Source organism: Oceaniferula flava (assembly GCF_016811075.1).
Classification (GTDB): Bacteria; Verrucomicrobiota; Verrucomicrobiia; order Verrucomicrobiales; family Akkermansiaceae; genus Oceaniferula; species Oceaniferula flava.
Map to the genome: position 1 here is coordinate 253,543 of NZ_JAFBGL010000006.1, position 25,270 is coordinate 278,812.

Here is a 25,270-nt window from a genome sequence, read left to right on the forward strand (position 1 = left end):
GTCTAGGACTTCGGCTTTTCTTGTCGGTCCAAGCGATACTCGGAAGGTCGGATGCCCACCCACTTGGTGAAGGCATTGGAAAAGTGCGCCCCGCTGGTGTAGCCGATGGTGCTGGCGATGGCGTCGACTTTCAGATCGGTGGCGGACAAGAGCTCGTTGGCGCGTCGCATCCGCAGGTAGGTCAGGTGCTGCACCGGGCTGCGGCCGAGTTGTTTTTTGCACAACCTGCGGAGGTGTTCCTCGCTGACACAGGCTTTTTCGGACATCGCGCTGAGGTTCCAGTCCTTGGCGAGATCGCTTTCCACCGCCTTCCAAAGTTTCCACAGGCGCTCGTCCGACTGGTGCGGTTGGGCGAAGCGCACCACGTAGTCGTGGATCAGCTGCACCCAGTGGTGCTGGGAGGCTGGGCTGGTGGCGGCCTGACATTCTGCGATCAAGCCGCGCACTGCGTGACGCATCGGTTCGGCATCGTAGTCCCCGCGCACAGGTGAGTTTGCCGAGACAATGGGAGCGGAGTCCCGGTTTTCCACATAGCGCACCCAACAGAACTCCCAGGTTGTGCCCTTCACGCTTTTCAGCGCATTGGCGACGAAGGGCGGGAGCAGGCAGGCTTGGCCGGCTTTGATCTTGATCCAGCGACCGTCGGCGAGCACCCGGCCCTCGCCGGAAAAGCAAGCCATCATAAAGGTGCCGGATTGATTGGAGCGTGAGATTTCGAAGGGAAACTGGGCATGCATCACCCCCGCGTGCACGATGTTGTGCTGGGCGAGCAGCGGGCTGACGGGTTTATCGAGCAGCCATTCGCGTTCGGTTTCGGCATCCGCCTGCACCACTTCCATCACGGTTTGTTCTCCGATGATTCGGAAATCGCCGGACTTCCGTGCCGCCTTTGATGGCGCGGCTGACGTCGGCTGTTTTTTAGAGTGAGGCATAGCTGGATGTGAACCTACGGTGATTTCCATACTACTGGCTCGGCGTGGATTTTCCATCATCAATTCTGTCTTTGGGCCAAGTGGTGTATTATTGGCAACGAAATGTGGGAATTATGCTCTTTAACTTCCACGGAGCTCTGGGGTTAAATAGGCCTCTACATTCACACTCATTAATCTCATTCATCATTATGCCTAATCCATGGACGGGGGTCGGAAATCCCTACACACGCGCTGAAGTCAACGAACGCTTGCAGGACACCCTGTCCAAGGGTGAGCCCATCATTGTGGCGGGTGCCGGCACCGGTATCTCTGCCAAGTTCATCGAAAAAGGCGGCGCCGACCTGATCATCATCTACGCCTCCGGCCGCTTCCGCATGGCTGGTGCGGGATCCATCGCCGGCATGATGGCCTATGGCGATGCCAATGCCATTTCCATGGAGATCGGTGAGTTCGAGGTGCTGCCAGTGGTCGAGGAAGTTCCCGTGATCTGCGGTGTGCACGCCTCCGATCCACGCCGCCGGATGTGGCACTTCCTCCAGCAGGTGAAAGCGATGGGTTTCTCCGGCATCAATAATTTTCCCACCCACACCATCGTTGACGGCCAGTTCGGTCAGTCGATCGAGGAAACTAACATGGGGGTGCAAAAAGAGATCGATTGCGTCGAGCTCGCCACCCAGAAAATGGACATCTTCTCGATCACCTACGTCGCCAAGCCGGAAGAGGCCGCTGCCATGGCGAAGGCCGGCGCGGATGTCATCATCGCCCACGTCGGTTGCACCGTCGGCGGCTCCATCGGGGTCAGCGATGCCTCCATCGGGCTCGACCAGGCGGCGCAGGCGACCCAAGCCATTTGCGAAGCCGCCCACTCGGTGAACAAGGACACCCTGGTGCTCTCCCACGGCGGCCCGATCCTGACTCCGGCCGATGCCGCCTACATCAATGAGCACACCGATACCGTTGGCTTCGTCGGCGCGTCATCGATCGAGCGCATGGCGGTGGAAGGCTCGATCACCGACCTCACCAAGGAGTTCAAATCCATCCCAGTGGAACGTATCAAGTAAGCAGATGAATATTGCCGTCATTGGAACCCTCGATTCAAAAGGTCACGAGCATCAGTTCGTGGCCGATCAAATTCGTCGCCGTGGTCACGATGTCACCCTGATCGACCTCGGCACCGGCACGGATCCGCAGGTCACGCCAGACATCACACGCTATCAGGTGGCCGAGGCCGCCGGGCTCGATCTGCAACCATTGCTCGATGCTAAGGACCGCGGTGCCTGCGTGGTCGCCATGGCCGAGGCGGCACCGGTGCTGGTGAAGCAGCTGCAGGAAAAGGGCGCCATTGATGCCATCATCTCCCTCGGCGGCGGCGGTGGCACCGCGCTTGCGACTGCCTGCATGCGCGAGCTGCCGATCGGTTTTCCCAAGGTGATGGTTTCCACCCTCGCCTCAGGCAACACGGCACACTACCTCGGCACCAAGGACATCACCATGATCCCTTCGATCGTTGACGTTGCCGGGTTGAATTCAGTTTCGAAAATGATCTTCGCCCGCGCCGCAGGTGCCGTTTGTGGCATGGTGGAAACCACGATCGATGCCTCCGATGACAAGCCACTCATCGCCGCGTCGATGTTCGGTAACACCACCGACTGTATCAACATCGCCAAAGACGTGTTAGAAGACGCCGGTTACGAAGTGCTCGTCTTCCACGCCACCGGTGCAGGTGGCAAAACCATGGAAGCGCTGATCGAGTCGGGCATGGTCAAGGGAGTGTTAGATATCACCACCACCGAGTGGGCGGACGAACTCACAGGAGCGACCCTTTCCGCCGGACCCACCCGCATGGACGCGATGAGCAAGGCGAAGATCCCAGCCGTGGTTTCCCCCGGCTGCCTCGACATGGCGAACTTTGGCGAGCCCGACACGGTCCCTGAGCAGTACGCCGATCGCCTTTTCTACATTCACAACCCCCAGGTCACCCTGATGCGCACCAATGCTGAAGAGTGTGCCCAGTTAGGAAGAATCATCGCCGAGAAAGCCAATGCGAATCAGGCACCCACCGCCATTCTGAACCCGCTGAAAACGGTCAGTGTAATCTCCGCCGAGGGGCAGCCGTTTCATGATTCGGAGGCCGATGAGGCATTGTTTGGAGCCATCCGCGAGTATGCCACTGTGGAGGTGATCGATTACGATGAAGCCATCAATAGCGAAACCTTCGCCAAGGCGGCTGCCCACAAACTACTGGAGCTCATGGCACAGGCCTAAGCTCAGGCTACATCCACTTATGAAACTTACATCCACCGCCACCTTGGCGCTCGCCCTGGTCTGGTCGTCTGTCGCCCAGGCCGAAGTCAGCTTTAAGAAACTCACCCTGTCGGAGGAGTATCTGTCGGAGGGTGCCTCCGTGGGGGACCTCGATGCCGATGGTCATCTGGACGTGATTGCGGGTCCGAAATGGTGGCGCGGTCCGGATTTTAAAAATTCATTCAGCTACGCGCCGGTGCAGGTTTATCCGATCACTGGCAAGGGACTCTCGGCATACTCCAGGTATTTCTTCACCTTCCCTATCGAGGTGACCGATGACAAATGGTTAGACGTGCTGAAAGTCAGCCTGCCTGCGAAACCTGCTGAATTGGCGATCAATCCAGGTGAGAAAGCGCACGAGCCGGACAACACCCAGCACAGTTGCGAGCACTGTCTGGCGCAGAAACACATCTGCAACGAGTCGCCCCAACTGCTCAAGGTGCTACCCGGTGACGCCAAGCAGCTTCTCGCCTTTTCCCAAAACCACATCACCCTTGCCGAGCCGACCACTGATCCCAAAGCTCCGTGGAAGGTGTTCAAGGTCTCGGGAAAAAATAAACGCTTCAAGGTTTACTCCCACGGACTGGGTGCGGCCGATGTCAATGGCGACCAGCTCCCGGACATTCTCGAAAAAGCCGGCTGGTGGCAGCAGCCGAAGAACTGGGATAAGAAGTCGGCGTGGAAATTCCACCCCTACGATTTCGCCCCGGGGAAAGGAGGCTCGCAGATGTTTGGCTACGATATTGACGGCGATGGCGATACCGATGTGGTCACCGCCCTTGATGCCCACGGCTACGGCCTGGCATGGTATGAGCAGATCAAGTCCGCTGATGGAAACATCACCTTCAAGCAGCATCTCATCATGCCGGAGAAGGCATCTAACAATCCAAAGGTTCTCTCCTTTTCCCAACCCCACGCCATGGCCTGTGCGGACATTGATGGCGATGGGATTAAGGACATCATCACCGGTAAATGTTACTTCGCCCACAACGGCAAGGACCCCGGCGCCAAGGACCCTGCCGTGCTTTATTGGTTCCGCACCACACGCGGTAAAAAAGGCACCACCTTCACTCCGCATCGCATCGATGATAACTCCGGCGTAGGTCGCCAGATCTCCACCGCCGATCTCAACGCGGACGGCAAAGAGGACATCGTGATTTCCAATAAGAAAGGCACCTACGTTTTCCTCCAGGCCGGTCAGTAAACACCTCCTGTAAATCCCCTGTATCTAACCAACCGTAACTTAATTATATTATGACCAGACACTTCGGAGTATTCCAATTCAAACCAGAAATCACCCAAGAGCAGATCGATGAATCCTTTGAGGCACTCGTCGATTTGAAAAACAAGATCCCCGGCCTGCAGTCGGTGGAGCACGGACCGTATAAATCGGACGAGGGACTGAACGATGGCTTCACCCACGGCTTTATCATGACCTTCGACACCGCCGAAGATCGCGATAACTACCTGCCGCACCCCGATCACCTGAAAGTGGTCGATCTCGTGCAGCCACGTCTCGAGCGCCTTGTCGTCTTTGATTTCGATCTCTAACCTAACAAATTTACTAACGATGAAACTCATCACCCTTCTCACCTGCGCGATCTGCCTCGGCACCGTGCACGCTCAAGAACCCGCCAAGCCGGTGCCACTTTTCAACGGCAAAGACCTCAGCGGCTGGAAAACCGTCAATCCTGCCTTCATGGAAAAATGGTCGGTGGAAGACGGCTCGATCGTGGCAGGCAATCTCACCGACAAGATCCCGCGCAACACCTACCTGGCCACCGAGAAACAATACGAGGACTTCGAGTTCCGCTGTCTGTTCCGCATTCGCGGCGATCATGCCACCGGACTGATCAACTCCGGCATCCAGTATCGCTCGATCATCAAAGGGAAGAAAATCATCGGCTACCAGGCAGACATCGGCAAAGACTGGTGGGGCGGCATCTACGATGAGCACCGGCGGAAAAAGTTAGTTAAAGGAGACACCTCCACCCTGGAGCGTGTGCTCAATCCGGAAGGATGGAATTCCTACATCATCCGCTGCATCGGCAATCACCACGAGCTCTACATCAACGGGGTGAAAACGGCCGACTATGTGGAGAAAAACCCGAAAATCCCCTCCAAAGGCCACATCGCCGTGCAAATTCACTCGGGTGGCAAGGCCAAGGTGGAATTCCGTGATCTCACCATCACCGAGTTTTCCAAATAAAGGGGAAAGTCCTAGAGGGAAGTGGCGCATCGACCGGTCTCATCATAGAATCGTCACTTCCAGCTTGATCGCTTCGTTTCCGTATGTAGAAATGAAGTATGAATTCTAAAGAACTCGCGGAATCCGCGACGCGTGGAGGCAATCCACCCGCCGGACTCAATCAGGCACTGCGCTCCCTCTGGCTGGCCCGTGCCGGCCGATGGGAAGAGGCGCACGACCTCTGTCAGGAAATAGACGGCCCAGCCGGCGCCTGGATCCACGCCCACCTCCACCGCGTGGAAGGTGACCTGCCCAACGCCGGATACTGGTACAGCCAAGCAGGGAAACCCCAGCCGGTAGGACAGGAAAAACTCGGCGAAGAGTGGCTGCAGCTGGTGGAAGAACTGGCTGGTTAGGCAGGCAGACCTAGCCAAGGCCTTCCCCGAAGGCCAACCTCATCTTTGGCGCGATCTTGGCGCTCTGCCTCCTGGTGATTGTCGCTGCAGGCTTTGCTTGGTAACTGGGCTGGGAGGATGGCGGGCACTTGATGCTGATCGCCGGAGGTGTCGCCAATATCCCCTTGTTTCACTTTGCCATGGACTGGCCACTGCGGAAGAAGGATGGGGCGAATGAGCCGTCGGAACGAAGCGCTTAGATAGATACAATCAGCTGCCTGCGCCGATCGACTTGAGTGCTACGCTCATACATCAGGACAAAAAAATAAGCCACGTGAAATGCATCACGCGGCTCTGTTATAAAAAACCCTTACAATCAGGGAAGAGAGAATGTGTTAGTCCATGTCCTTCTTCTCCAGAGCGGAGTCGAGATGGGCAAGGAACTTGTCCACGTCAGGGAATTGGGAAGCGGTGAAGCGGTTGAACTCTTTACCGTCAGCGTCAAAGAGGATCACGGTAGGAACACCACGGACGCCGTATTTCTGCAGCACCTTGGAGTTCTTTTTCTTGAGCTCTTTGTCCTTGTTAGGGATGTCGATTTTGACCAGCACGAACTTCTCAGATGCTTTCGAGGTGAACTCGGACTTGGAGAAAACTTTCTTGTGCATCATGATGCAAGGCGGGCACCAGTCGGATCCGGTGAACTCGACCATGACAGCTTTGTTCTCTTTCTTAGCCTGGGCGATACCGGCATCGACGTCTGTCAGCCAGTCATCTCCGGCGATGGCAGTTCCTGCAAATGTGGCAAGAGCGAAGGCGGCGGTGAGGATATGTTTGATTGCTTTCATCGTTAGTAAGCGTCTGATTGGCCGTTTTTATTCCAAAATTCTCCAACTTTTTCGCAAATGCCACCAAATCCGTGGCTCGAATTCGGGAAACACGATGTTTGCAGCGGATTCACACTGCTGGTGGCGATACCCTCTCTCAAACTGATTTCGAGCATGAATTGCCCCTGCCTCAAGGAAAGCAACTTTATACCAGGAGTTATTTAATTATCGGTGATTAAATCCAACGATGTAGTAATCCCTCCAGCTACTTTGAATGATAAGACTACCAACGACACCTACACACAATTTTACTTGTCGCTACGCAAACTAACAGACTAGAATCATTTCAACTAGATCGGGTATCAGCTCTGTGCTTAACGACTCAAAGTAGTCAAGCATGTGAAAGTTCCTACTACCCGAGTCAACTAATAACACTGTTAGCATAAATACAACACCCTATATGGCAACTTACACAGAAATAAAACTAATCGGACGAGGTGGTTTCGGAGCCGTCGAAGAAGTAAAAGACGAAAAAGATAACCGCTTTGCTCGCAAAACATTTGCACCATCATCAACAATAAGTGCTGGTTTTCACGATAAACTGAGAAAACGCTTTCGCAGGGAAGTTTTAACTCAGCAAGAACTTGGAGGTTCAGAGATAATTCCTGTTTTAGATCATGATCTATCTGGATCTGAACCATGGTTCATTATGCCTCTGGCAGAGAAAACTTATACAGAGGAGATCGCTGATAATAAATCAGCTGGATCTGTGGAGATTGAACCTATAGCTGATATTTTAAATAGTTTGCAACGGCTTCACGATGAAAGATACGTTCATAGAGATCTTAATCCTAATAATATACTATTTCATGATGGAGCATGGAAACTCTCAGACCTAGGGGCTGTATTGCCTCCATCAGGTCAGACAATGACTCTGACTGAAGACACTATTATCTTCACAGAGAAGTATTGCGCACCTGAACAACGACAAGACTTCCATAATGCTCAAGCCTCAGCAGATATTTATTCTTTTGGATGCATTCTTCATGACTTATTCGGTCAATATGACCGCACTCCATACGCTAAACATTCCGCCACTGGCGGAATGGGTGTAATTATTGAAAAATGCACTGATCCCAAACCAGATAGACGACCTTCACTCAAGATCCTTCGATCTTTGGTCTTAGATACACTTTTTGAAGAAGGTGGACACTGTGAAGTAGATGATGAAGAAGCCAATAAATGGCTAGAGAAGCTTGATTCTGTTAATGATTGGATAGATGCAGACTATGATGATTTTGCTAGGTTCTTCGCTACTCTTGATACAGAAGAAAGAACTGAAGGACTAGAAAACGAATGGGTATATTCTCTATCCACACCATTTTTAACTCGTCTACCATCAGAGGCTTTAAAGAAAATAGTCGAGAGAGGAGATGGAATATCCTCAGCAATTGTTGAGAAGTATTGTTATTGGGCTGCTTCAACACGTTTCTTGTTTAATTTTGCAGATAGCGTTTGCGGTCGTCTAACTACAATTTTTGATCACGGAACCCCATCAGACCAAGCGTTAGCTTTTGCTTCACTAGTTCAATTAGCAGAATCACACAACAGATGGTATATCATGAGGTGTGTAGTAAGGCGTAGTAAGGAAGATGTAATTGATTCTGGATTGGCTAAGCGTATGGCTATCGAGCTTATGACAGAAGAACTAGAGTGGAGTTTTAAGAGATGTGTCTTGACTATTAAAGAAGAACCTTCCTCATTATCTCCAGCCTTAGCAAAGATCTGCGACTAGAAAAATGCTAACAAGGCGCAGTAGCCAATCCCATGCGGCGCCTTTCCAGCCAAATTTTTAGATAATTATAACCATTAACCCCTTCGTCAAAATTTGTTGTCCCGTATGGGATAGTTATGCTAAGACGTTCGCTAAAAAACAGTATGAAAAAATCCAGTCCAGATTATAAAACTCTAAACTATTTCAATGAGCAAATTTTTGACTTATCCAAAAGTGATAGAGAAGTCGCAATTTTGGGAGGGGCAATACTAGAAGGCTTTTTGTATGAATTTCTAAAGGATGTTTTGGTTGATTCTAATTTTCAAAAAGTTAAAGGACTATTCGATTACCCTAAACCCCTGAGTTCCTTCGGTAATATGCTTTCTTTAGCTTTTGCATTTGGACATTTATCCGAGGAAGACTTCAGAGGCATTAATTCTTTGAAGAAAATTCGTAACCGTGCAGCGCACACTATGCAGACTGGAGATAATGATGAATTTTCTTTCACTGATAAATACTTTAGAAATTGTTTAAACGATTTTTATCCTGAGCTTGATATGACAGGGTTTCCCGACGAAATTCGAGATGAAGTAGTTGGTGACGTTGATAAATTAATTGATAATAATGCTCGTGCAGTATATAGAATCTTATTTAATTATTGTGTTGTTGGTATTCTAGGCAGAAAGAGACGCACATCACGTATAACTCCTCCACTTGCGAAGATCGTAAGAGAATGAAGTAAAATAAGAAGCCCAGCTAAAGATACTCAAATCTAGGTCACTATACCGAACAAGTCGTAGTAGCCAACCCCACACGGAGTCAGTTTGTTAAAGTTTTCTCAAAATTATAACTTCATCGCCTTTGTCTAAGTTCGATCCCCCGTGAGGGTTGGCTATGCTAGGACGTAAGTCGCCCAGCATGCGCCGTTGCTTTGGTTCGTCAGCCAATGGCCTGTTCGAGGCCACCTTGGACCTCACGATAAAATACCTCCAAGAGTCCAAAATTCTCGATAAATTTTTTCCTGATGTTAGCTCTGCGGCATGAAAAAGCTGCTTGTTGCCACTGGAAATGCTCATAAGACCGAGGAAATTCGCGCCATGTTAGGTGCTGGGTATGAGGTGACGGATTTGAAGTCCCACCCATCGTTGCCGGCGGTCGAAGAGACCGGGGTGACGTTTTTGGAAAATGCCACCTTGAAGGCTGTGGAGATCAGTCGCTCGGTGCCGGGGCTGGTGCTGTCTGATGATTCCGGACTGGAAGTGGATGCCCTTGGCGGTGCTCCCGGCGTTTACTCGGCGCGCTATGCTGGTGAGGACGGCAATGATGCGCTCAATAACAAAAAGTTACTCGCCGAGCTCGAAGGTGTCGGCGAGGGTGAACGGTCCGCCCGTTTCCGCTGCGTGATGGTGCTGGCTGAAAATGGGGAGGCGCTGGCGCACTTTGACGGTGCCGTGGAGGGACATATCTTATCCGCGCGCCACGGCGAGGGCGGCTTTGGTTATGATCCCTTGTTTGTGCCCGAGGGATATGACAAGTCCTTCGCCGAGCTCGGTGAAGAGGTGAAGAACAGCCTCAGTCACCGCGCTCGGGCGATGGTGCAAGTGAGCCGCTGGTTAGCAGCTCGGGAGGATTAGGCCGCGATGATCAGCTCGCCACCCTCTTCCTTGATGGGGAAGGTCTGGATGGTGTAGGTAGGATCATTGAGGCACATGCCAGTTTCCAATGCGAAGTGGTGCTTGTGGAGTGGGCATGCTACGTAGGGAACGCCATTTTCATCACCCACCATTCCGCGTGAGAGCACCATGCGCTCGTTGATCGGATTGAGGTTCTGAACGGCATACCACTTACCCTCGGTGGGTAGGTGGAATACAGCGATCTGGGTGTCGCCTACTTTGACGCAGGTGCCGAGGTGCAGTGGGAAGTTGTCAATACTACCTAGGCTGGTCCATTTGGTATCGGTTATCATTATTGTCGTGTGGTATTATTTTTAAGGGTTATTGAGCTATTGCCGTTTCTTCTGCGGTCTCGTTGAGACGCGCCGGGCTGATTTGGTCTCTCACTTTGACAAAGTGGATGGAATCATCCTTGTCGTCAGTGTTGGAAAAGGAACGGAATCGTTTCATTTTCTCAGGATCGTTGATGGCATTGGTCCACTCGCACTCAAAGGTGTCGATGAGTTGCTGCATTTGAGCTTCAAGCTCGTCGCAGATGCCGAGAGAGTCGTTGATGACCACGTCTTGGAGGTGTTTGAGTCCACCATCGAGTTTGGTCATCCAGGTGGCTGTGCGTTCCAGTTTATCGGCGGTCTTGATGTAATACATGAGGAAGCGGTCGATATACTTGATCAGGGTTTCGCGATCGATGTCGGTGGCAAAGAGGTCGGCGTGGCGTGGGTTCATACCGCCGTTACCACAGACGTAGAGGTTCCAGCCTTTCTCGGTGGCGATGATGCCGAAGTCTTTGGAGCGAGCCTCCGAGCACTCACGAGCGCAGCCGGAAACACCGCCTTTGATCTTGTGGGGTGAGCGGATGCCGCGGTAGCGGTTTTCCACATCAATGGCAAGCGTTGTGGAGTCCTGAACGCCAAAGCGGCACCAGCTGGAACCGACACAGGATTTCACTGTGCGTAGCGCCTTGCCGTAGGCGTGACCTGATTCGAAGCCAGCATCGATGAGTTCTTTCCAGATCGATGGCAATTGATCGACCCGAGCACCCAGCATGTCGATTCGCTGGCCGCCAGTGAATTTCATGTAGAGGTCATACTTCTTAGCGACTTGGCCGATCACGATCAGTTTGTCCGGAGTGATCTCGCCTCCCGGAACGCGGGGGATCACCGAGTAAGTGCCGTCCTGCTGGATGTTGGCGAGGAAGGTATCATTGGTGTCTTGCAGCTGAGCGTGCTCGAGGATCGGCTTGTTCCAGGTGGAGGCAAGGATGGAGCCCACGGCAGGTTTACAAACCTCGCAGCCGAGGCTGGTGCCGTGTTTTTTGATCAGTTCTTCAAAGGTCTGGATCCCGGTGGCGCGGATGATTTGGTAGAGTTCCGTGCGTGAGTGATCGAAGTGTTCGCAGAGGCGATTGCTCACCACCACGCCGTTTTCCTTCATCTTGGCTTTGAAAATATCAGTCATCAAGGGCACACAGCCACCACAGCCAGTGCCGGCTTTGGTGCAGGCCTTGAGCTCGCCGATGGAGCCGCAGCCGTTATCGATGGCGTCGCAGAGATCGCCCTTGGTGACCGACTCGCAGGAGCAGATTTGGGCGTCGCTGGGGATATCGTGCGCTCCCATGGCGGCCGAGCCTTCGCTCGCGGGGAGGATCAGCTGGATGGGCTCGGGAGGCATAACCAGACCGTTCTGATAGATCTGCAGCAGGCCGCCGTAGGCCGAGGCATCGCCGACCAGAATACCGCCTAACAATGTCTTGCCGTCCGCGCTGACGACGAGTTTTTTGTAGAGCTTACTGTGTGGATCATTGATGACGATCTCACGAGCTCCGGAATCAGCCGGAGCTTCGATGGCGCCAAAGCTGGCGACGTCCGTGCCAATCAGCTTGAGCTTGGTAGACATATCGGCGCCTTCGAAGCTGGCTTCTTTTCCTAAAAGTAAATCGGATACCGCATCGGCCATCTGGTAGCCGGGAGCGACGAGGCCGTAGATCATTCCCTCATACAGCGCGCACTCGCCGATGGCGAAGATGTGGGGATCGCTGGTGAGCAGCAGGCTATTGACCTGGATGCCACCGCGCTCACCGACTTCGAGACCTGCCTCCTTGGCGAGTTCATCACGCGGACGAATGCCAGCGGAGACGATGATCATATCGACCGGAAGTTTGCTGTCGTCCGAGAACTCCATGGCGCTGACGGTGTCCTCGCCGGCGATGTTCTTGGTCGCTTTGTTCAAGTGCACCTGGATGCCGCGTTCCTCGATGATGTCCTTGAGCATGATGCCGGCGTCTTCATCGAGCTGCCTGGGCATGAGCCGTGGAGCGAACTCGACGACGTGCGTTTTCAGGCCCAAATCCTGAGCGGCCTTGGCGGCTTCCAAACCCAGCAATCCACCCCCGATCACGGCGCAAGTCTTGCTGTTCTTGGCATAGGCTTTGATCGCCTCGAGATCTTCGATGGTGCGGTAAACAAAGACACCTTTCTTCTCAATCCCCGGCACGGGTGGCACGAAGGGAGACGAACCGGTCGCCATGATCAGCTTGTCATAGGGCACCACCTTGCCGGCAGCGGTCAGCACGCGCTTGTTTTTCCGGTCGATGCTGGTGGCGAGTTCGTTGACGTGAAGTTCCACGCCGTTGTCCTCATACCAGTTGAACTTGGCCATCGCTAGGTCGTCGGCGGATTTGCCAGAGAAGTATTCGGACAAGTGGACGCGATCGTAGGCCGGCCGTGGCTCTTCGCAGAAGGTGACGATCTGGTAGCGCTTCGCTGTGTCTTTACTGACCAAGCGTTCGCAAAATTTATAACCGACCATGCCGTTGCCGATGACGATGATTCTTTCTTTCATTGTAGTCTGGGGTTTTGAGGTTTGTGTCTGGAAAGGATTTCCTTAACCCAAGTTGAGCATGTGGCATGCCATATGACGGCCCTAGACATGAATGAGCCTCATGACAGGCATGAGGCTCATTATTTTAATGTGTGGCTGAAGTGGTGCTGCCGTTAGCTGGCTGGCACGGGTTCTTCGACGTCCGCAGCGATGGCGGCTTCGAGGTGTTCTTTGCAGATGCTGATGAAATCTTCCTCGGGTAGGGACAGCGTTTTATGCGCGGGAGAGAACACACCCCAGGTGCGCTGTGGCGCTGGAGTCGAGATGGTGTGCGAAGTTAGCTCACCGGCTTCGATTTCCTCACGTGCTACCCATCGGGGGATGATGCCCACGCCCATGTCGAGCTTGGTCATCTCCTTGATTGCCTCCATGTTGCCGAGGGTCAGCGGCTGATGGTGCTGGATGACGTGTTCGTTGAAGTGACGGGTGACCAGGCGTTTGGTTTCACTCTTGGCCGAGTAGGTGATCAAGCGGACATCGGAGAGCTCCTTGCGCATGGTAGGCTCTTGCTCGGTCCACGCGTGCTCGACACTGGTGATGAAGCAAAGCTCATCGTCGGCGAGCGGGGTGAAGTGGAATTTCTGATCGGGTAGCGACTGCTGAATGCCTACGCCGATATCGACCTGACCATCTTTGATCATTTTCAGAATCTCCGTGGTATCGCCGATGCTTACAGAGACCTCACAGCGTGGATGCTTTTCATAAAAGGCCTTGAGTGCAGCGGGTAGCACAATTTGGCAGATGGAGTCCGGCACTCCGACGTGGATCGAGGTGTAGCCCCATTGCTTGAGCTTTTCGAGTTTGGACAAGCCGGACTCGAGCTCGGCGACAACACGCTTTGAGTGGTGCAGGAAGACCTCGCCATAAGGTGTGAGGATGATGCGCTTTCCCATGCGCTCGATCAGTGGGCAATCGAGTTGTTTTTCCAGAGCTTTGATCGAGTGACTGACGGCGGACTGGGTGATGAAGCAGAGTCGGGCCGCCGCGGTAAACGATCGGGTTTCCTCCAAGGCAATAAAGATATTGAGCTGACGTATATCGGGTAGATTCATAATACAGTTGTTTGGATAATAGTATTGATGAGAAATACTCAGCAGTTGCCATACCATGTTTCTCCATGACTTATTTTCATCTTTAAAATGATGCGTCTGAATAGCAATGGGGTTCGATTGGCATAGGGAGTGCTTGATGGGCGGATATGAGCAACACACAACTCAACCCCCTAAATGTTAAAAACCCGAGCATTCGCACCCTGCACTTCACCTGGGTGGCGTTTTTTATAACATTCGTTGTCTGGTTCACCCACGCGCCTTTGGGCTCGGTGTTGACGGAAGCCTTTGGCATGAGCAAGGCGCAGTGGAAGGCGCTGCTGATCTTAAATGTGGCCCTGACGATCCCTGCACGGGTGGTGATTGGCATGCTGGTGGATAAATTGGGACCACGGAAAACTTACAGTGCGCTGCTCATCATCTCGGGGGTCTTATGCGCCCTGTTTGCATCCGCCCAAACCTACGAACAGCTCGCGATGGCGCGCTTTGCAATGGGGTTTGTGGGGGCTGGATTTGTCATTGGTATCCGCATGGTGGGCGAGTGGTTCCCGGCTCGTCAGGTGGGACTGGCCGAGGGGGTTTACGGCGGCTGGGGGAACTTCGGCTCGGCTGCTGCCGCGATGACCATGCCCTCGCTGGCCTTGGCCTTTGGCGGTGAAAACGGCTGGCGTTACGCTCTTTACAGCGTCGGTGCCATCGCCTCGCTTTACGGAGTTTTCTACTACATCGTGGCCCGCGATACCCCAAAGGGATCGACCTATTTCAAACCGAAAAAAAGTGGAGGCATGGAAGTCAGCACTCCGCGTGACTTCTACTTCCTGCTCGTAATGACGGTGCCGATGTATCTCGCGCTCGCCGTGCTGGGCTGGAAGCTGTCACCGACCGGTGTCGGGCTGCTCAGCCAGACAGCTGTCAATATCATCTACGTCGGCCTCGCCGCGCTGTTTGCCTTCCAGGCCTCGCAGATCTATCGCGTGAACAAGGAGATGCTGAAAAATGGAGGCGTGGGCGAGATGTTCCGGTTCAAGTTCAAGCAGGTTGCCATTTTGGATTTGAACTACTTTGTCACTTTCGGTTCCGAACTGGCGGTGGTCTCGATGCTGCCATTTTTCTTCATGGACACCTTTGGCCTCAGTGCGGTGACCGCCGGCCTGCTGGCTTCCGGATTTGCCTTCATGAACCTGGTCGCACGCCCGGCAGGTGGCTTGATTTCTGATAAACTGGGAAGACGCAAGAGTCTGCTGATCTTCATGGTGGGGCTGGCTGTGGGTTATTTCCTGATGAGCCAGATCGATGCCGGTTGGGCAATCCCACTCGCCGTGGGAGTCACCATGCTTTGTTCCTTCTTTGTGCAGTCTGGTGAGGGTGCCGTGTTTGCCATCGTGCCGCTGGTGCAGCGTCGGATGACCGGCCAGATTGCAGGGATGGCAGGAGCCTACGGCAACGTGGGAGCGGTGGTGTTCCTGACCGTGTTTTCCTTCGTCAATGCCTCCACTTTCTTCATGATCATCGCCGCGTCGAGCTCGCTGGGTTTTGTGGCCACCATGTTCCTTGACGAGCCGGAAGGGCACGTCGCCGAGGTCATGCCTGATGGTTCTGTGGAATTCATCGAAGTCGCATGAGTGAACTTCCCCATTGCCATCCCTCCCCGTCTGATGTGAAGCTGGCTGGGATGAAAAATCATAGCCCTGCCCCGTCTCGACTCCGCGTTGAGGCGGGGCAGTGTTCTTTGTGTGGTCCGAAGGAGCAAAACGAAGACTGCACCGGCGTGCGAGTGCCGGACGATGCGGTGGTCGCTACCAAAGGCATTGCCGCAGTGGTTGCCGATGGGGTCAGCGCGGCCAACGGCGGCAAGGTGGCCGGCGAGATGTGTGTCCAAGGTTTTCTCTCCGATTACTTCTGCACGCCAGAGACTTGGACGGTGAAGACCTCTGCGCAGCGGGTCTTGGATAGCCTCAACCGCTGGCTCTACGGGCAGGGGAGTGCCGAGGGCTTCAGCGATGAAAAAGGCTACGTCTCCACCCACAGTTCACTGGTGCTCTGTTCGCGCACCGGCTTCATTTTCCACGTCGGAGACTCCCGCATTTACCGCGTCAGAGATGGTGAGATCGAGCAGCTGACACGCGACCACCGATCGATGGTTTCCAAAGCGAGCTTTTTGAATAGGGCCATGGGCTTGAGCCTTAACTTGAAAGTGGATTACCGCGAGGCGGACCTGCAAGTGGATGATCTGTTCATCCTCTGCACCGATGGCGTGCACGATTTTATCAGCGACCAAGAAATTCGCAAATTGGCCGATTCCGAAGGCTGCCTCGATGACATCGCTGCCGCCATGGCGCAGCGGGCACTGGACAGCGGTGGCGACGACAACACCACCTGTGTGCTGGTGAAGGTGGAAAGCCTTCCGGACAGCAACTACGAAGAAGCCCAGAGGGTGGTGAGTGAGCGTCCGTTTCCTCCTTTGTTGGCTCCGGGGATGAAAATCGACGGACTGGAAGTGGAGGAGGTGATGGTGGAAAGTAAACGCAGCCAGCTCTACCGGGTGCGCGATCTCAACGACGGACGCATGCTGGTGATGAAAACTCCATCGGTGAATTTCAAAGACGACCCAGAATACATCGAACGCTTTGCCGCCGAGGAATGGGTGGGCAAACGGGTGGAGCACAAGAACTTGGTGCGCGTGATCGACCGCGATAGCAAACCGACCTTTCTCTACTACCTGATGGAATCACTCGACGGGCAAAACCTGGCCGACTGGTTGCACGGTCATCAAGGCCGGCCACCGATCGATGAAGTGGTCGCCATCGTCCGGCAGATTGTTTCCGGCGTGCGGGCGCTGCACCGCAAGGAGGTGCTGCATCAGGATTTGAAATTGGAAAACATCATCGTCGATGCCGAGGGCAAGGTAACGGTGATCGATTACGGTTCCTGCCGGATCGCTGGCCTGCGTGAACGCCTTGGTCGTCAGGATGACGACGCTCTCGGCACGCTTGATTTTTCAGCTCCGGAGTATCGGATGCCGACGTCCAGCAGGATTGGCCCGCGGGCGGATCAATTTTCCATCGCGATGATTGCCTATCACCTGCTCAGCGGTGGCAAGTGCCCCTACGGTGAGAAATGGGCGAAGGCAAAGAGCCCCAAGGATTTTAGCCAGCTGGAATACGTGCCGCTTTACCATCACTACCCGATGGTGCCGGTGTGGCTCGATGGTGCGGTGGCGCGGGCGGTGGAAATCGTCCCCGGCGCCCGTTATCAGGGTATGAGTGAGTGGGTCTACGATCTCGAGCACCCCAGCGATTCCTATTCCATGGCTTCGTATTTGCCATTGATCGAGCGCAATCCGGTGAAGTTCTGGCAGACTGTATCGGCGGTGCTCGCCGGGATCATTATCCTGCTACTGGTGATTAAATGATAAATTATCACATAAATAATGAAATGTGATCATCGTCACAAGGGTCACTGGCATGACGCCTGCTATGAGGACGGTAATGCCCCTAGCCACACACAAGAATGACGAGTACAGCTTCTCGAAAAAGCCCTATGTACTCGGTGACGATCAGCTGAATCTGATCGAGGAGTTCTTGCGTGAACAGCAGGAGCTGACCGCTGTGGACCGCTTTAGCCAGAAGCATGCCTCCACCCCCGGTCACGCGCAGAAAAATTACTACCAAGACCTGATCCCGATCCGCAAACCGTCGACCGGTGAGCAGTATGCCTTCGAGGTGGATCTCGACAAATGCACCGGCTGCAAAGCCTGTGTGGTGGCCTGCCACAGCTTGAACGGGCTGAACGATCAGGAAAGCTGGCGCGATATCGGATCGATCCGTGGCGTCGTCGATGGCGTGGCCGAGCAGCAGACGGTGACCACGGCCTGTCACCACTGCGCCGATCCTGCCTGCCTCAATGGCTGCCCGGTGGGCGCCTACGAAAAGGAAAAGGACACCGGGGTGGTGCGCCACCTCGACGACCAATGCATCGGCTGCCAATACTGCTCGCTGAAGTGTCCTTATGACGTGCCGAAATACGACAAGTCCCTGGGGATTGTGAGGAAATGCGATATGTGCCACGAGCGCCTCGCCGAAGGGGAAGCCCCGGCATGTGTGCAATCCTGCCCCAGCGGAGCCATCCAAATCAAAGTGGTGCAAACCAGCGGCGTGCACGAGGCGGCGAAGGGAGGACGGCGGATGCTGCCCGGAGCATTTCAGTCGGAATACACCAAGCCGACCACCGTTTTCCGCAGCAAGCGCAAGCTGGACGCAACCATGCAGGCGAGCGATGAATATGAGCTCACTCCGGCGCACTCGCACCTGCCGCTGGTGACCATGCTGATGCTCACTCAGGTGGCTGTCGGGCTGTCATTGGTCGATGGCATCGGGCGGCTGTTAGCTCCCGAACGATTTACCAACTTGCATCTTCCGCTGCTGCTTGCGGCTGTGTTGTTAGGAAAGGTAGGCCTGATTGCCAGCTTCACCCACCTCGGCAGTCCGAAGGGTGCCTGGCGTTGTTTCCTCGGTCTGAAAACCTCCTGGCTGAGTCGAGAGGTGATTCTCTTTGGTGCGTGGATGCCGGCGTTGATGCTGTCCCTGGCTGTGGCCGCGTGGCCACATCTCTACGGCTGGGCTCCGACAGCTGCACAGGCAATTTTACCGAGCGTCCTCCCAGGCTGGTTCGCGTTGGCGACTTCGGCATTGGCTGTTTTGTTAGGTCTGGTGAGCGTGTTCTGTTCGATCATGGTCTACGTCGATACCCGCCGCGCATTTTGGTCGATGGGTAAAACGCTCGGCCGCTTTGGAGGCACGATGTTGTTAGGAGGTTTCACCGGTCTCTGCGCTGCGGAGTTGATCTTTGCGGACTCGGTCACGGTCTTTGCTGTGACGGGTGTATTGCTCTCGCTGGTGCTCAAGCTGGTCACTGAGATCCGGCAGCTGACACCGGCGAAGCAGGACGAGTGGAGTTATGCCAAGAAAAGCGCACTGCTGCAGCTGCAGCCGCTGAGTTCGGTGCTGAAACTTCGCTGGCTGACACTCACGGCGGCGATGCTGGCGGTGGCTCTGGCGATCCTGGTTCCCCCGCTGGCGGTGACCGGCGCCGTGGTGGCCTGTATTTCCCTGCTCGCCAGCGAGTGGCTCGAGCGTAAGCTGTTCTTCCAGGCCGTGGTCACTCTGAAGATGCCCGGTGAGCTGAGCCGTCCGCATTAAGCACTTCATCTCCACGATTTCCAACATGTCGACACCTAGTCATTTCCTCAAACAGCTGATCCCTCCCGTGCGCCAATGGCAGGGGCCGAAGACCGACCGCCTGGTGCGCAAGCCGGGGAAATTTGGCCTTGGTCAGGTGCCGGCGAATGTGGTCCCGGATGCCACCACCACTATGGTCTGCGGTTTCTGTGCCACCGGCTGTGGGCTCAATATTCACATGAAGGAAAATGAGGCGGTGGGCTTGACTCCTGCCACCGAATACCCGGTGAACCTCGGCATGGCCTGCCCAAAAGGATGGGAGGCGCTGACCCCACTGCAGGCGAAAGATCGCGCCACCGCGCCACTGCTGCGAGAACAACGTGGCGGCCAGCTGGAAGAGGTCGATTGGGATCGTGCCATGGTGGTTTTCTGCGAACGCATCAAGGAGATCCAGGCGAAACACGGAAAGGAATCGGTCGCCTTTCTCAGCACCGGTCAAATCGTCGCTGAGGAGATGGCCTTTCTCGGTGCCTTGAGTAAGTTCGGCATGGGCATGAAGCACGGCGACGGCAACACCCGCCAGTGCATGGCCACCGCCGTGGTCGCCTACAAGCAGAGCTTCGGTTTCGATTCTCCGCCTTACACATATCAGGACTTTGAGGAATCGGACGTCATCGTGCTGATTGGTTCCAATCTCTGTATCGCGCACCCGATCATGTGGCAGCGGGTGGAGCGCAATCCGCACAATCCGGAAATCGTGGTCATCGATCCACGCAAAACGGAAACCGCCGTGGCCGCGACCCAGCATTATCCGATCGCTCCGAAGAGTGACCTGGTCTTCTTCTACGGTCTTGCCCGCCTGTTGTTAGAAAAGGGATACGTGGACCACAAGTTCATCGCAGCGCACTGTGAGCACTTTGACGAATTTGAAAAACACATCGCCCAGTTCACCCCCGATGAGGTGGAGAAGCGCAGTGGCATTTCCATAGCGCAGCTGGATCAGCTGGCTGAGACGATCGGGGCAGGGAAGCGCGTTTCGTTCTGGTGGACGATGGGTGTCAACCAAGGCCACGAGGCGGTGCGCACTGCTCAGGCGATCATCAACATCGCCCTGATGACCGGCAATATCGGCCGACCCGGCACCGGGGCGAACTCGATCACCGGCCAGTGCAATGCCATGGGATCGCGATTGTTCAGTAACACGACCAATCTGCTAGGCGGTCACGATTTTTCCAATCAAGCCGACCGTGAAAAGGTCGCCGAAGCCCTGGCGATGAATCCCGAACTAATTCCCACCGAAACCGGCTGGGCCTACGATCAGATCATCGAGGGAATTCATGCGGGGAAAATCAAAGCCCTCTGGGTGGTGGCGACCAATGGCTCGCACTCATGGATTCACCAGGAGCAGTACCGCGAAGCGATGGAGAAGCTGGACTTCCTCGTGGTGCAGGACATGTATGCCACCACGGAAACCGTCGAGCAGGCGGACCTGCTGTTGCCCGCCGCTGGCTGGGGGGAGAAAGATGGTGTGTTCATCAACTCGGAGCGCCGCATCGGACTGGTGAAAAAAGTCGCCAAGGCCCCTGGCTCAGCGCTGTCCGACTTCAATATTTTCCGACTCATCGCCCAGTACTGGGGCTGTGGTGAGATGTTTTCCCGCTGGAGTTCGCCGGAGCATGTGTTCCGCATCCTAACAAAAATTTCCCAAGGTCAGCCGTGTGATATTTCCGGCATCGATAGCTACCGCACCCTCGATGAACTCGGCGGCATCCAGTGGCCTTGCCGTCCTGAGGATGTCGAGGGACTGACTCAGGACAATCAACGCCGCCTATTTTCCGACGGCCGCTTTTTTCATGCCAATGGTCGGGCCAAGTTCCTCTTCTCCGATCCGGTAGAAGTCGCCGAACCGACGGATGATGAGTTTCCTTTCATCCTGCTAACAGGTCGCGGCAGCTCCGCCCAGTGGCACACCCAGACGCGCACCAAGAAGTCCGCGGTGCTGCGCAAACTCTACCCGCAATCGATCTACGTGGAAGTGCACCCAGAGGATGCTGAGAAGTTGGGTATCGAACCCAACGACACCATCACCGTGCATTCACGCCGTGCGGAGGTGACGGTGACCGCTATGGTGACGCCCACGGTGCAACCCGGCCAACTCTTCATGCCGATGCATTACGCCAAGACCAACCAGTTGACCAAGGCGTCGTTTGATCCGTTTTCCCGCCAGCCAAGTTACAAATTCTGCGCGGTGCGAGTAGTTAGATAGGGTCGTTTCGCCGAAACGACCGGGGAGAGAGCATTCGAGGCAGTCCTTTCCAGCAGACTGTCACGGTGTGCAACATTTCTATACCAGCCCCTTCACTTCGGCGGCAAAAGCAAAAAATTCATGCCACATATCAAGCGAACTCTTGAAGATCACCACCTCATAGGCGTAATCATACCCTAAACAATTTATCGTTCTGAGACAGCGATACTACCTCAAATTTTGACACATCAATATCAGACGGCAATTTGTCCCTTAATACAGACAACACATACTGACAGTTATTGTTCTCAACAAAATCCGTCAAAATGCTCGTAATCTGGTTGTCGTGTATATTTTCAATTTGATCCTGCAAAACAAAGTGCAGGCACTCTATACCCATATGGTCTGCAAACAGGATGTAGGACAAATCAAATGCTGCCATTTCCCCCTTTTTCTTACCTGTGCCAGGATTTGCAAGAACACTGGAAATGTTCAACTCATATCCCTTCGGATTCTTGTCGGCACTTAATACGTATTTTTCTCCGTATAGATCATTTGATAGCTTTGAGAAAAATTTATTAAATTCAGAAACTCTCTTCTGAATTTTATCATCTAGCGAGTCTATCCCTTGGTCTATTTTCTTGAGTTCTTCCTTAATGGCTCCGAGCTTATCCATGCTGCTTTCCCACAGCCTTTTCTGCTCTTCCAGAGAGCCTTTTGATTCATAAGACTGATTTAGTTTTAGGACGACACTCTGAAACTCATTCATCGTATCCGACTTACTGATTGATGCAGCTAGTGCTTTTTCCTGAGACAAATAATCCTCAAGTTGTTTATTCAGCCCAAGCAGCTCAGATTCCAGTGAGGGAAGTTCATTGGTGATGTATTTCTTTTTCTCCAGCACCATGCCATTGTGAAAGCTCAATGTCTCATCAAATGTTTTTTGTATTGATGGCATCAAGAATTTGGCTTCTTCATAGAGGCTTTTTATTTTCTCTACATTAACATTTGAGATTTCGTCCTCTAACTCCCCAGCACTTTCTTTGATTAGCTCGATCCGCAACTCAATTCGGGCTATCTGGGTAGACAGCCTATTGATTTTTGCTTTTGCTAGATTCAGTTGTTGAACTTCATTTTCATAATTTTCGTTAACACTGAAATTGTCTTTCTTAGCTTCCAACTCCTCAATTTCACTATCAACGACCAATAACGACTGCTTGATTTGGGAAATCGTCTTTTCTTTTTTCAGTCGCTTCTGGAGGTCTTCCTCGATCTTTTTATGTGCGAATAGCTTTTGTTTCCTGTCTGAAACATCTATATCGATGCCCAACCAGAACAGATATAAAGCCTCGTATTCCTCATACTTGGTCGCTGGGTGGAGGACTTTCACCGTGTTTATCAAACGGTTTTTTTCGTCTCTAACATTTTTTGACACAATCTGCTTGAACGTAGGCTTGCTAACGCTGGAATTGAAAATCAAGCTCTTTAGGCACTCTGGGAAATCCTTGGACTTTACTGGTTCGCCGTTAATTTCGAGTATTTTGTCACTCCGTTGTAAAAAGTTCCTGCGGATGACAATTTCTCTGGACGCTGCAATATCAAGATCATCTTTAAGAACCAAAGTGATGCAAACATTATTACCAGTCAGGTAGTTCTCCACCACTGAATTGCTCCTCCCACGAAACTCAGGGTCTTGGTAGATATTTTTCCCACTGCTACCCAAACAATAGTCTATTAATCTTAGAACTGTAGTTTTACCTACATTATTCCCTGACTCCTTCCTGCTCCTTGTCTCGGTCTCATCAACAATAAGGTTGATGCCCTTTCTGAAAGAGATGTTCCTTATGAGGGATTCTCCCTCCTCAATTTTTAAGCTTTTTAGAAACATTTTTGAATACGCCCTTTTTCACCATCGATCGCACCAACAAGGTAGAGCCAATCTAAAGTCAGCAAGAATAGCTCGGCTGAAATATCATGGTTTGATTTCAAATTCTCATATACTGCAAAACTGTTTAGATGATCCTCTTTGCTTGAAGATAGCACTTCGAGAACCAGCGCACCCCAGTAATAAACTTTCCTTTCTGGATGTGTGTCTTTTCCTACAATCATGATGACAAGTGAGGTTCTTCCAAAATTTTACATCTCATAAACGCATCCACCATGATAATGGACACCCCAAAGGCCACATCCTCATCATACAGATTGTTCTCAGAGGAGCAGGATGCAATCAACTCTTCTTCGATGTCTTCAATAATGCTATCCGCATTCTTTTGGACTGCCTCCATGGAATCGTCCCCTACTGAAACATATCTGCCTCTGACTTTCAAATACAGCCGCCTAATGTTCCTCAGCAGACGTTCTTTTTTGAAGCTGCCTTGCTTTTCCAGTTCTCCATATAATGAAGCGATTTTGGTGTAGAATATCTTATACTCATCAATCAGGGGCCTATTCCTAACAACAGAATTGTATGCTATCTTGCCCTCTATATCAAAAACCGAAGGTTCTGTTTCCTCGACATCCTCGACATCTTCCAGCGATGATGACGCGATGGCGTTTATTGCTACTAATAAAAGCGATTTTTTTGCATTCAGGGCAGTAAAGCCTTTCGACTCGTGCTCCTTTTTCCATTCGCGTAACAACTCCACCGGGTAATCAGGCTCATTTTCTAAGTTGTCGATGATACCATGACACTCATCACACAGCAGTATTAGGTTGTTGTAATGCCTCCTTTCATCGACATTCATTTCCGGATTGAACCTAGGCCCTTTTTCACTGGCAGCTTCAATGTGGCATATTTTACTGACTATGGTTTCCCCATCACGCGCAATCAGGGTTTTTCCACAGTCTGGAGCTGCGCATTCATTTCTAGAAAGGGTATCTAGCCGTCGGACGTGCGACGGCCTGTATTGTCTGGCCTTTTCTGTCATTTGAACCCTTTTTATCTGATTATGTGGAACCTCTGCATGTGAGAAATGAGGCTTCGCTGGTCAGTTTATCAAAATAGCCTCCAGAAGCAACTCCTGCCCGAAACCCATAGGAACGAAAAAAAGGGCAAACTACAAGAGCAAACGGGCCATCGAAATTTCTCTACCCTCTCTATCCAGAAAGGCACGATGGACACGTCTGGTTATAGACTTCTCTCAGATGCTTGATGGCGACTTCGGTATAGATGGAAGTGGTATCGAGGCTTTCAATGGTCCAAGCTTTCTAAGGTTCTTAGAACAGGTCCAGTGGATTTGGCGGGAGATGGAGAAGATGCACCGTTTCTATGCCTGAGCGCTATTTGCTGCGTTTGGCTCAGCCCGACTGATGATAGCCCGCATTAACCAACCTGATGCGATCAGGAAGAGGCCAATCAATAAAGGGGCGAATGTACCCCAGTTCCAGCCTGGTTTGATCACGGCTTCGGCAGGGTCATCGGGGTCGTAAAAGACGGTGAGTTCTTGGACCTCTCCGTATTCTTTGCGGGCCTGTGCTTCGGCTTCTTCTTGGGTGTCGTAGTACTCGCTGTCCACGACATTGCCGTTGCCCAAGGAATAGCGGGAGGAGAAATATGGTTTGCCGTCCACTTCATAGCTGTAATCCAACCTGATAAAATAGGCGGTATCCAGGCGTCTGGCGGTTCCACCCACGCCGGGTTGATGATCGATTTTGCTTTGCACCACCACATTCACCAGCTTGCCGGGCACTGATGGCCAGCGAAGATTGAATGAGAAGGTAGTCGAGGCCGGGCCAACGGTTTCTGTAGAATGCTACCACCTTATGAACAATAGTATCAAACATCAGAAGTCCATTGTTGGCATCGACCTCGGAGACAGGAAACACG

General features: G+C 53.0%; 22 protein-coding genes. 13 read left to right on the forward strand and 9 right to left on the reverse strand.

The features are described 5' to 3' along the window. Positions 1–2 precede the first annotated feature (2 nt). Positions 3–932 (reverse strand): AraC family transcriptional regulator, encoded by a 930-nt coding sequence (locus JO972_RS10935; protein WP_309490086.1) that lies wholly within the window; start codon positions 930–932, stop codon positions 3–5. Between the two features lie 188 nt (positions 933–1,120). Here JO972_RS10935 and JO972_RS10940 point away from each other — a divergent pair, with 188 nt between their 5' ends. From JO972_RS10940 to JO972_RS10965, 6 genes are all read left to right on the forward strand, one after another. Further along, positions 1,121–1,993: a phosphoenolpyruvate hydrolase family protein gene (locus JO972_RS10940; RefSeq protein ID WP_309490087.1), complete on the forward strand. Its 873-nt coding sequence runs from the start codon at positions 1,121–1,123 to the stop codon at positions 1,991–1,993. 4 nt (positions 1,994–1,997) lie between these two features. Beyond that, a complete protein-coding gene (locus JO972_RS10945; protein WP_309490088.1) occupies positions 1,998–3,197 on the forward strand; it encodes a Tm-1-like ATP-binding domain-containing protein in 1,200 nt (399 codons plus the stop codon). A 19-nt stretch (positions 3,198–3,216) separates the two neighbouring features. Further along, the gene (locus tag JO972_RS10950; protein ID WP_309490089.1) at positions 3,217–4,440 is read left to right on the forward strand and encodes an FG-GAP repeat domain-containing protein; all 1,224 of its coding nucleotides are present in this window, start codon (positions 3,217–3,219) and stop codon (positions 4,438–4,440) included. 50 nt (positions 4,441–4,490) lie between these two features. Beyond that, on the forward strand, positions 4,491–4,787 hold the full coding sequence (locus tag JO972_RS10955) for a Dabb family protein (RefSeq protein ID WP_309490090.1): 297 nt from the start codon (positions 4,491–4,493) through the stop codon (positions 4,785–4,787). A 19-nt stretch (positions 4,788–4,806) separates the two neighbouring features. Continuing rightward, on the forward strand, positions 4,807–5,445 hold the full coding sequence (locus JO972_RS10960; protein WP_309490091.1) for a 3-keto-disaccharide hydrolase: 639 nt from the start codon (positions 4,807–4,809) through the stop codon (positions 5,443–5,445). A 98-nt stretch (positions 5,446–5,543) separates the two neighbouring features. After that, entirely contained in the window at positions 5,544–5,840 is a 297-nt protein-coding gene (locus JO972_RS10965) for a hypothetical protein (RefSeq protein ID WP_309490092.1), read from the forward strand. 374 nt (positions 5,841–6,214) lie between these two features. Here JO972_RS10965 and JO972_RS10970 read toward each other — a convergent pair whose 3' ends face one another. Beyond that, the gene (locus tag JO972_RS10970) at positions 6,215–6,667 is read right to left on the reverse strand and encodes a thioredoxin family protein (protein WP_309490093.1); all 453 of its coding nucleotides are present in this window, start codon (positions 6,665–6,667) and stop codon (positions 6,215–6,217) included. A gap of 439 nt (positions 6,668–7,106) precedes the next feature. Here JO972_RS10970 and JO972_RS10975 point away from each other — a divergent pair, with 439 nt between their 5' ends. The 3 genes from JO972_RS10975 to rdgB all read left to right on the forward strand — a co-directional run bounded on the left by JO972_RS10975 (position 7,107) and on the right by rdgB (position 10,054). Next, positions 7,107–8,441, forward strand: a complete 1,335-nt coding sequence (locus JO972_RS10975; RefSeq protein ID WP_309490094.1) for a serine/threonine protein kinase — start codon at positions 7,107–7,109, stop codon at positions 8,439–8,441. Between the two features lie 143 nt (positions 8,442–8,584). After that, positions 8,585–9,157 carry a hypothetical protein gene (locus JO972_RS10980; protein WP_309490095.1) on the forward strand — a complete coding sequence of 191 codons (573 nt, stop codon included), beginning with the start codon at positions 8,585–8,587 and terminating at the stop codon, positions 9,155–9,157. Positions 9,158–9,460: 303 nt separating this feature from the next. Continuing rightward, the gene (gene rdgB, locus JO972_RS10985; RefSeq protein WP_309490096.1) at positions 9,461–10,054 is read left to right on the forward strand and encodes an RdgB/HAM1 family non-canonical purine NTP pyrophosphatase; all 594 of its coding nucleotides are present in this window, start codon (positions 9,461–9,463) and stop codon (positions 10,052–10,054) included. Here rdgB and nirD read toward each other — a convergent pair. The 3 genes from nirD to JO972_RS11000 all read right to left on the reverse strand — a co-directional run bounded on the left by nirD (position 10,051) and on the right by JO972_RS11000 (position 14,025). Then, complete coding sequence (nirD, locus tag JO972_RS10990) at positions 10,051–10,386, reverse strand: nitrite reductase small subunit NirD (protein WP_309490097.1); 336 nt, start codon at positions 10,384–10,386, stop codon at positions 10,051–10,053. The two genes, rdgB and nirD, sit on opposite strands and share 4 nt — an antisense overlap. Before the next feature lie 28 nt (positions 10,387–10,414). Next, positions 10,415–12,934, reverse strand: coding sequence for a nitrite reductase large subunit NirB (gene nirB / locus JO972_RS10995; RefSeq protein ID WP_309490098.1), 2,520 nt, complete (start codon positions 12,932–12,934; stop codon positions 10,415–10,417). Positions 12,935–13,086: 152 nt separating this feature from the next. Then, positions 13,087–14,025: a LysR family transcriptional regulator gene (locus tag JO972_RS11000; protein ID WP_309490099.1), complete on the reverse strand. Its 939-nt coding sequence runs from the start codon at positions 14,023–14,025 to the stop codon at positions 13,087–13,089. Positions 14,026–14,171: 146 nt separating this feature from the next. On the opposite strand from JO972_RS11000, the gene JO972_RS11005 reads away from it, so the two are divergent. The 4 genes from JO972_RS11005 (at position 14,172) to JO972_RS11020 (ending at position 21,465) form a co-directional block, all read left to right on the forward strand. Beyond that, positions 14,172–15,644, forward strand: a complete 1,473-nt coding sequence (locus JO972_RS11005) for a NarK family nitrate/nitrite MFS transporter (protein WP_309490100.1) — start codon at positions 14,172–14,174, stop codon at positions 15,642–15,644. Next, positions 15,641–17,434, forward strand: coding sequence for a bifunctional protein-serine/threonine kinase/phosphatase (locus JO972_RS11010; protein WP_309490101.1), 1,794 nt, complete (start codon positions 15,641–15,643; stop codon positions 17,432–17,434). The genes JO972_RS11005 and JO972_RS11010 overlap by 4 nt, the downstream gene beginning before the upstream one ends. 76 nt (positions 17,435–17,510) lie before the next feature. Beyond that, positions 17,511–19,220, forward strand: a complete 1,710-nt coding sequence (locus tag JO972_RS11015; RefSeq protein ID WP_309490102.1) for a DmsC/YnfH family molybdoenzyme membrane anchor subunit — start codon at positions 17,511–17,513, stop codon at positions 19,218–19,220. A gap of 25 nt (positions 19,221–19,245) precedes the next feature. Further along, a complete protein-coding gene (locus JO972_RS11020) occupies positions 19,246–21,465 on the forward strand; it encodes a molybdopterin oxidoreductase family protein (protein WP_309490103.1) in 2,220 nt (739 codons plus the stop codon). A 169-nt stretch (positions 21,466–21,634) separates the two neighbouring features. Here JO972_RS11020 and JO972_RS11025 read toward each other — a convergent pair whose 3' ends face one another. The 4 genes from JO972_RS11025 to JO972_RS11040 form a co-directional block, all read right to left on the reverse strand. Next, positions 21,635–23,332 carry a DUF2326 domain-containing protein gene (locus tag JO972_RS11025; RefSeq protein ID WP_309490104.1) on the reverse strand — a complete coding sequence of 566 codons (1,698 nt, stop codon included), beginning with the start codon at positions 23,330–23,332 and terminating at the stop codon, positions 21,635–21,637. Next, positions 23,323–23,553, reverse strand: a complete 231-nt coding sequence (locus tag JO972_RS11030; RefSeq protein WP_309490105.1) for an ABC-three component system middle component 6 — start codon at positions 23,551–23,553, stop codon at positions 23,323–23,325. Before JO972_RS11030 ends, JO972_RS11025 begins: the two co-directional genes overlap by 10 nt. Then, a complete protein-coding gene (locus JO972_RS11035) occupies positions 23,550–24,371 on the reverse strand; it encodes an ABC-three component system protein (protein WP_309490106.1) in 822 nt (273 codons plus the stop codon). Before JO972_RS11035 ends, JO972_RS11030 begins: the two co-directional genes overlap by 4 nt. A gap of 339 nt (positions 24,372–24,710) precedes the next feature. Beyond that, on the reverse strand, positions 24,711–25,133 hold the full coding sequence (locus JO972_RS11040) for a DUF3592 domain-containing protein (RefSeq protein ID WP_425498303.1): 423 nt from the start codon (positions 25,131–25,133) through the stop codon (positions 24,711–24,713). Positions 25,134–25,270 lie beyond the last annotated feature (137 nt).

Coding starts and splice junctions, on each gene's coding strand:
- JO972_RS10955 (WP_309490090.1), top strand. CDS start 4,491: ATGACCAGACACTTCGGAGTATTCCAATTCAAACCAGAAATCACCCAA.
- nirD (WP_309490097.1), bottom strand. CDS start 10,386: ATGATAACCGATACCAAATGGACCAGCCTAGGTAGTATTGACAACTTC.
- JO972_RS10945 (WP_309490088.1), top strand. CDS start 1,998: ATGAATATTGCCGTCATTGGAACCCTCGATTCAAAAGGTCACGAGCAT.
- JO972_RS10970 (WP_309490093.1), bottom strand. CDS start 6,667: ATGAAAGCAATCAAACATATCCTCACCGCCGCCTTCGCTCTTGCCACA.
- JO972_RS10965 (WP_309490092.1), top strand. CDS start 5,544: ATGAATTCTAAAGAACTCGCGGAATCCGCGACGCGTGGAGGCAATCCA.
- JO972_RS11005 (WP_309490100.1), top strand. CDS start 14,172: ATGAGCAACACACAACTCAACCCCCTAAATGTTAAAAACCCGAGCATT.
- JO972_RS10950 (WP_309490089.1), top strand. CDS start 3,217: ATGAAACTTACATCCACCGCCACCTTGGCGCTCGCCCTGGTCTGGTCG.
- JO972_RS10960 (WP_309490091.1), top strand. CDS start 4,807: ATGAAACTCATCACCCTTCTCACCTGCGCGATCTGCCTCGGCACCGTG.
- JO972_RS11020 (WP_309490103.1), top strand. CDS start 19,246: ATGTCGACACCTAGTCATTTCCTCAAACAGCTGATCCCTCCCGTGCGC.
- JO972_RS10975 (WP_309490094.1), top strand. CDS start 7,107: ATGGCAACTTACACAGAAATAAAACTAATCGGACGAGGTGGTTTCGGA.
- JO972_RS11035 (WP_309490106.1), bottom strand. CDS start 24,371: ATGACAGAAAAGGCCAGACAATACAGGCCGTCGCACGTCCGACGGCTA.
- rdgB (WP_309490096.1), top strand. CDS start 9,461: ATGAAAAAGCTGCTTGTTGCCACTGGAAATGCTCATAAGACCGAGGAA.
- JO972_RS10980 (WP_309490095.1), top strand. CDS start 8,585: ATGAAAAAATCCAGTCCAGATTATAAAACTCTAAACTATTTCAATGAG.
- JO972_RS10940 (WP_309490087.1), top strand. CDS start 1,121: ATGCCTAATCCATGGACGGGGGTCGGAAATCCCTACACACGCGCTGAA.
- JO972_RS11015 (WP_309490102.1), top strand. CDS start 17,511: ATGCCCCTAGCCACACACAAGAATGACGAGTACAGCTTCTCGAAAAAG.
- nirB (WP_309490098.1), bottom strand. CDS start 12,934: ATGAAAGAAAGAATCATCGTCATCGGCAACGGCATGGTCGGTTATAAA.
- JO972_RS11030 (WP_309490105.1), bottom strand. CDS start 23,553: ATGATTGTAGGAAAAGACACACATCCAGAAAGGAAAGTTTATTACTGG.
- JO972_RS11025 (WP_309490104.1), bottom strand. CDS start 23,332: ATGTTTCTAAAAAGCTTAAAAATTGAGGAGGGAGAATCCCTCATAAGG.
- JO972_RS10935 (WP_309490086.1), bottom strand. CDS start 932: ATGCCTCACTCTAAAAAACAGCCGACGTCAGCCGCGCCATCAAAGGCG.
- JO972_RS11010 (WP_309490101.1), top strand. CDS start 15,641: ATGAGTGAACTTCCCCATTGCCATCCCTCCCCGTCTGATGTGAAGCTG.
- JO972_RS11000 (WP_309490099.1), bottom strand. CDS start 14,025: ATGAATCTACCCGATATACGTCAGCTCAATATCTTTATTGCCTTGGAG.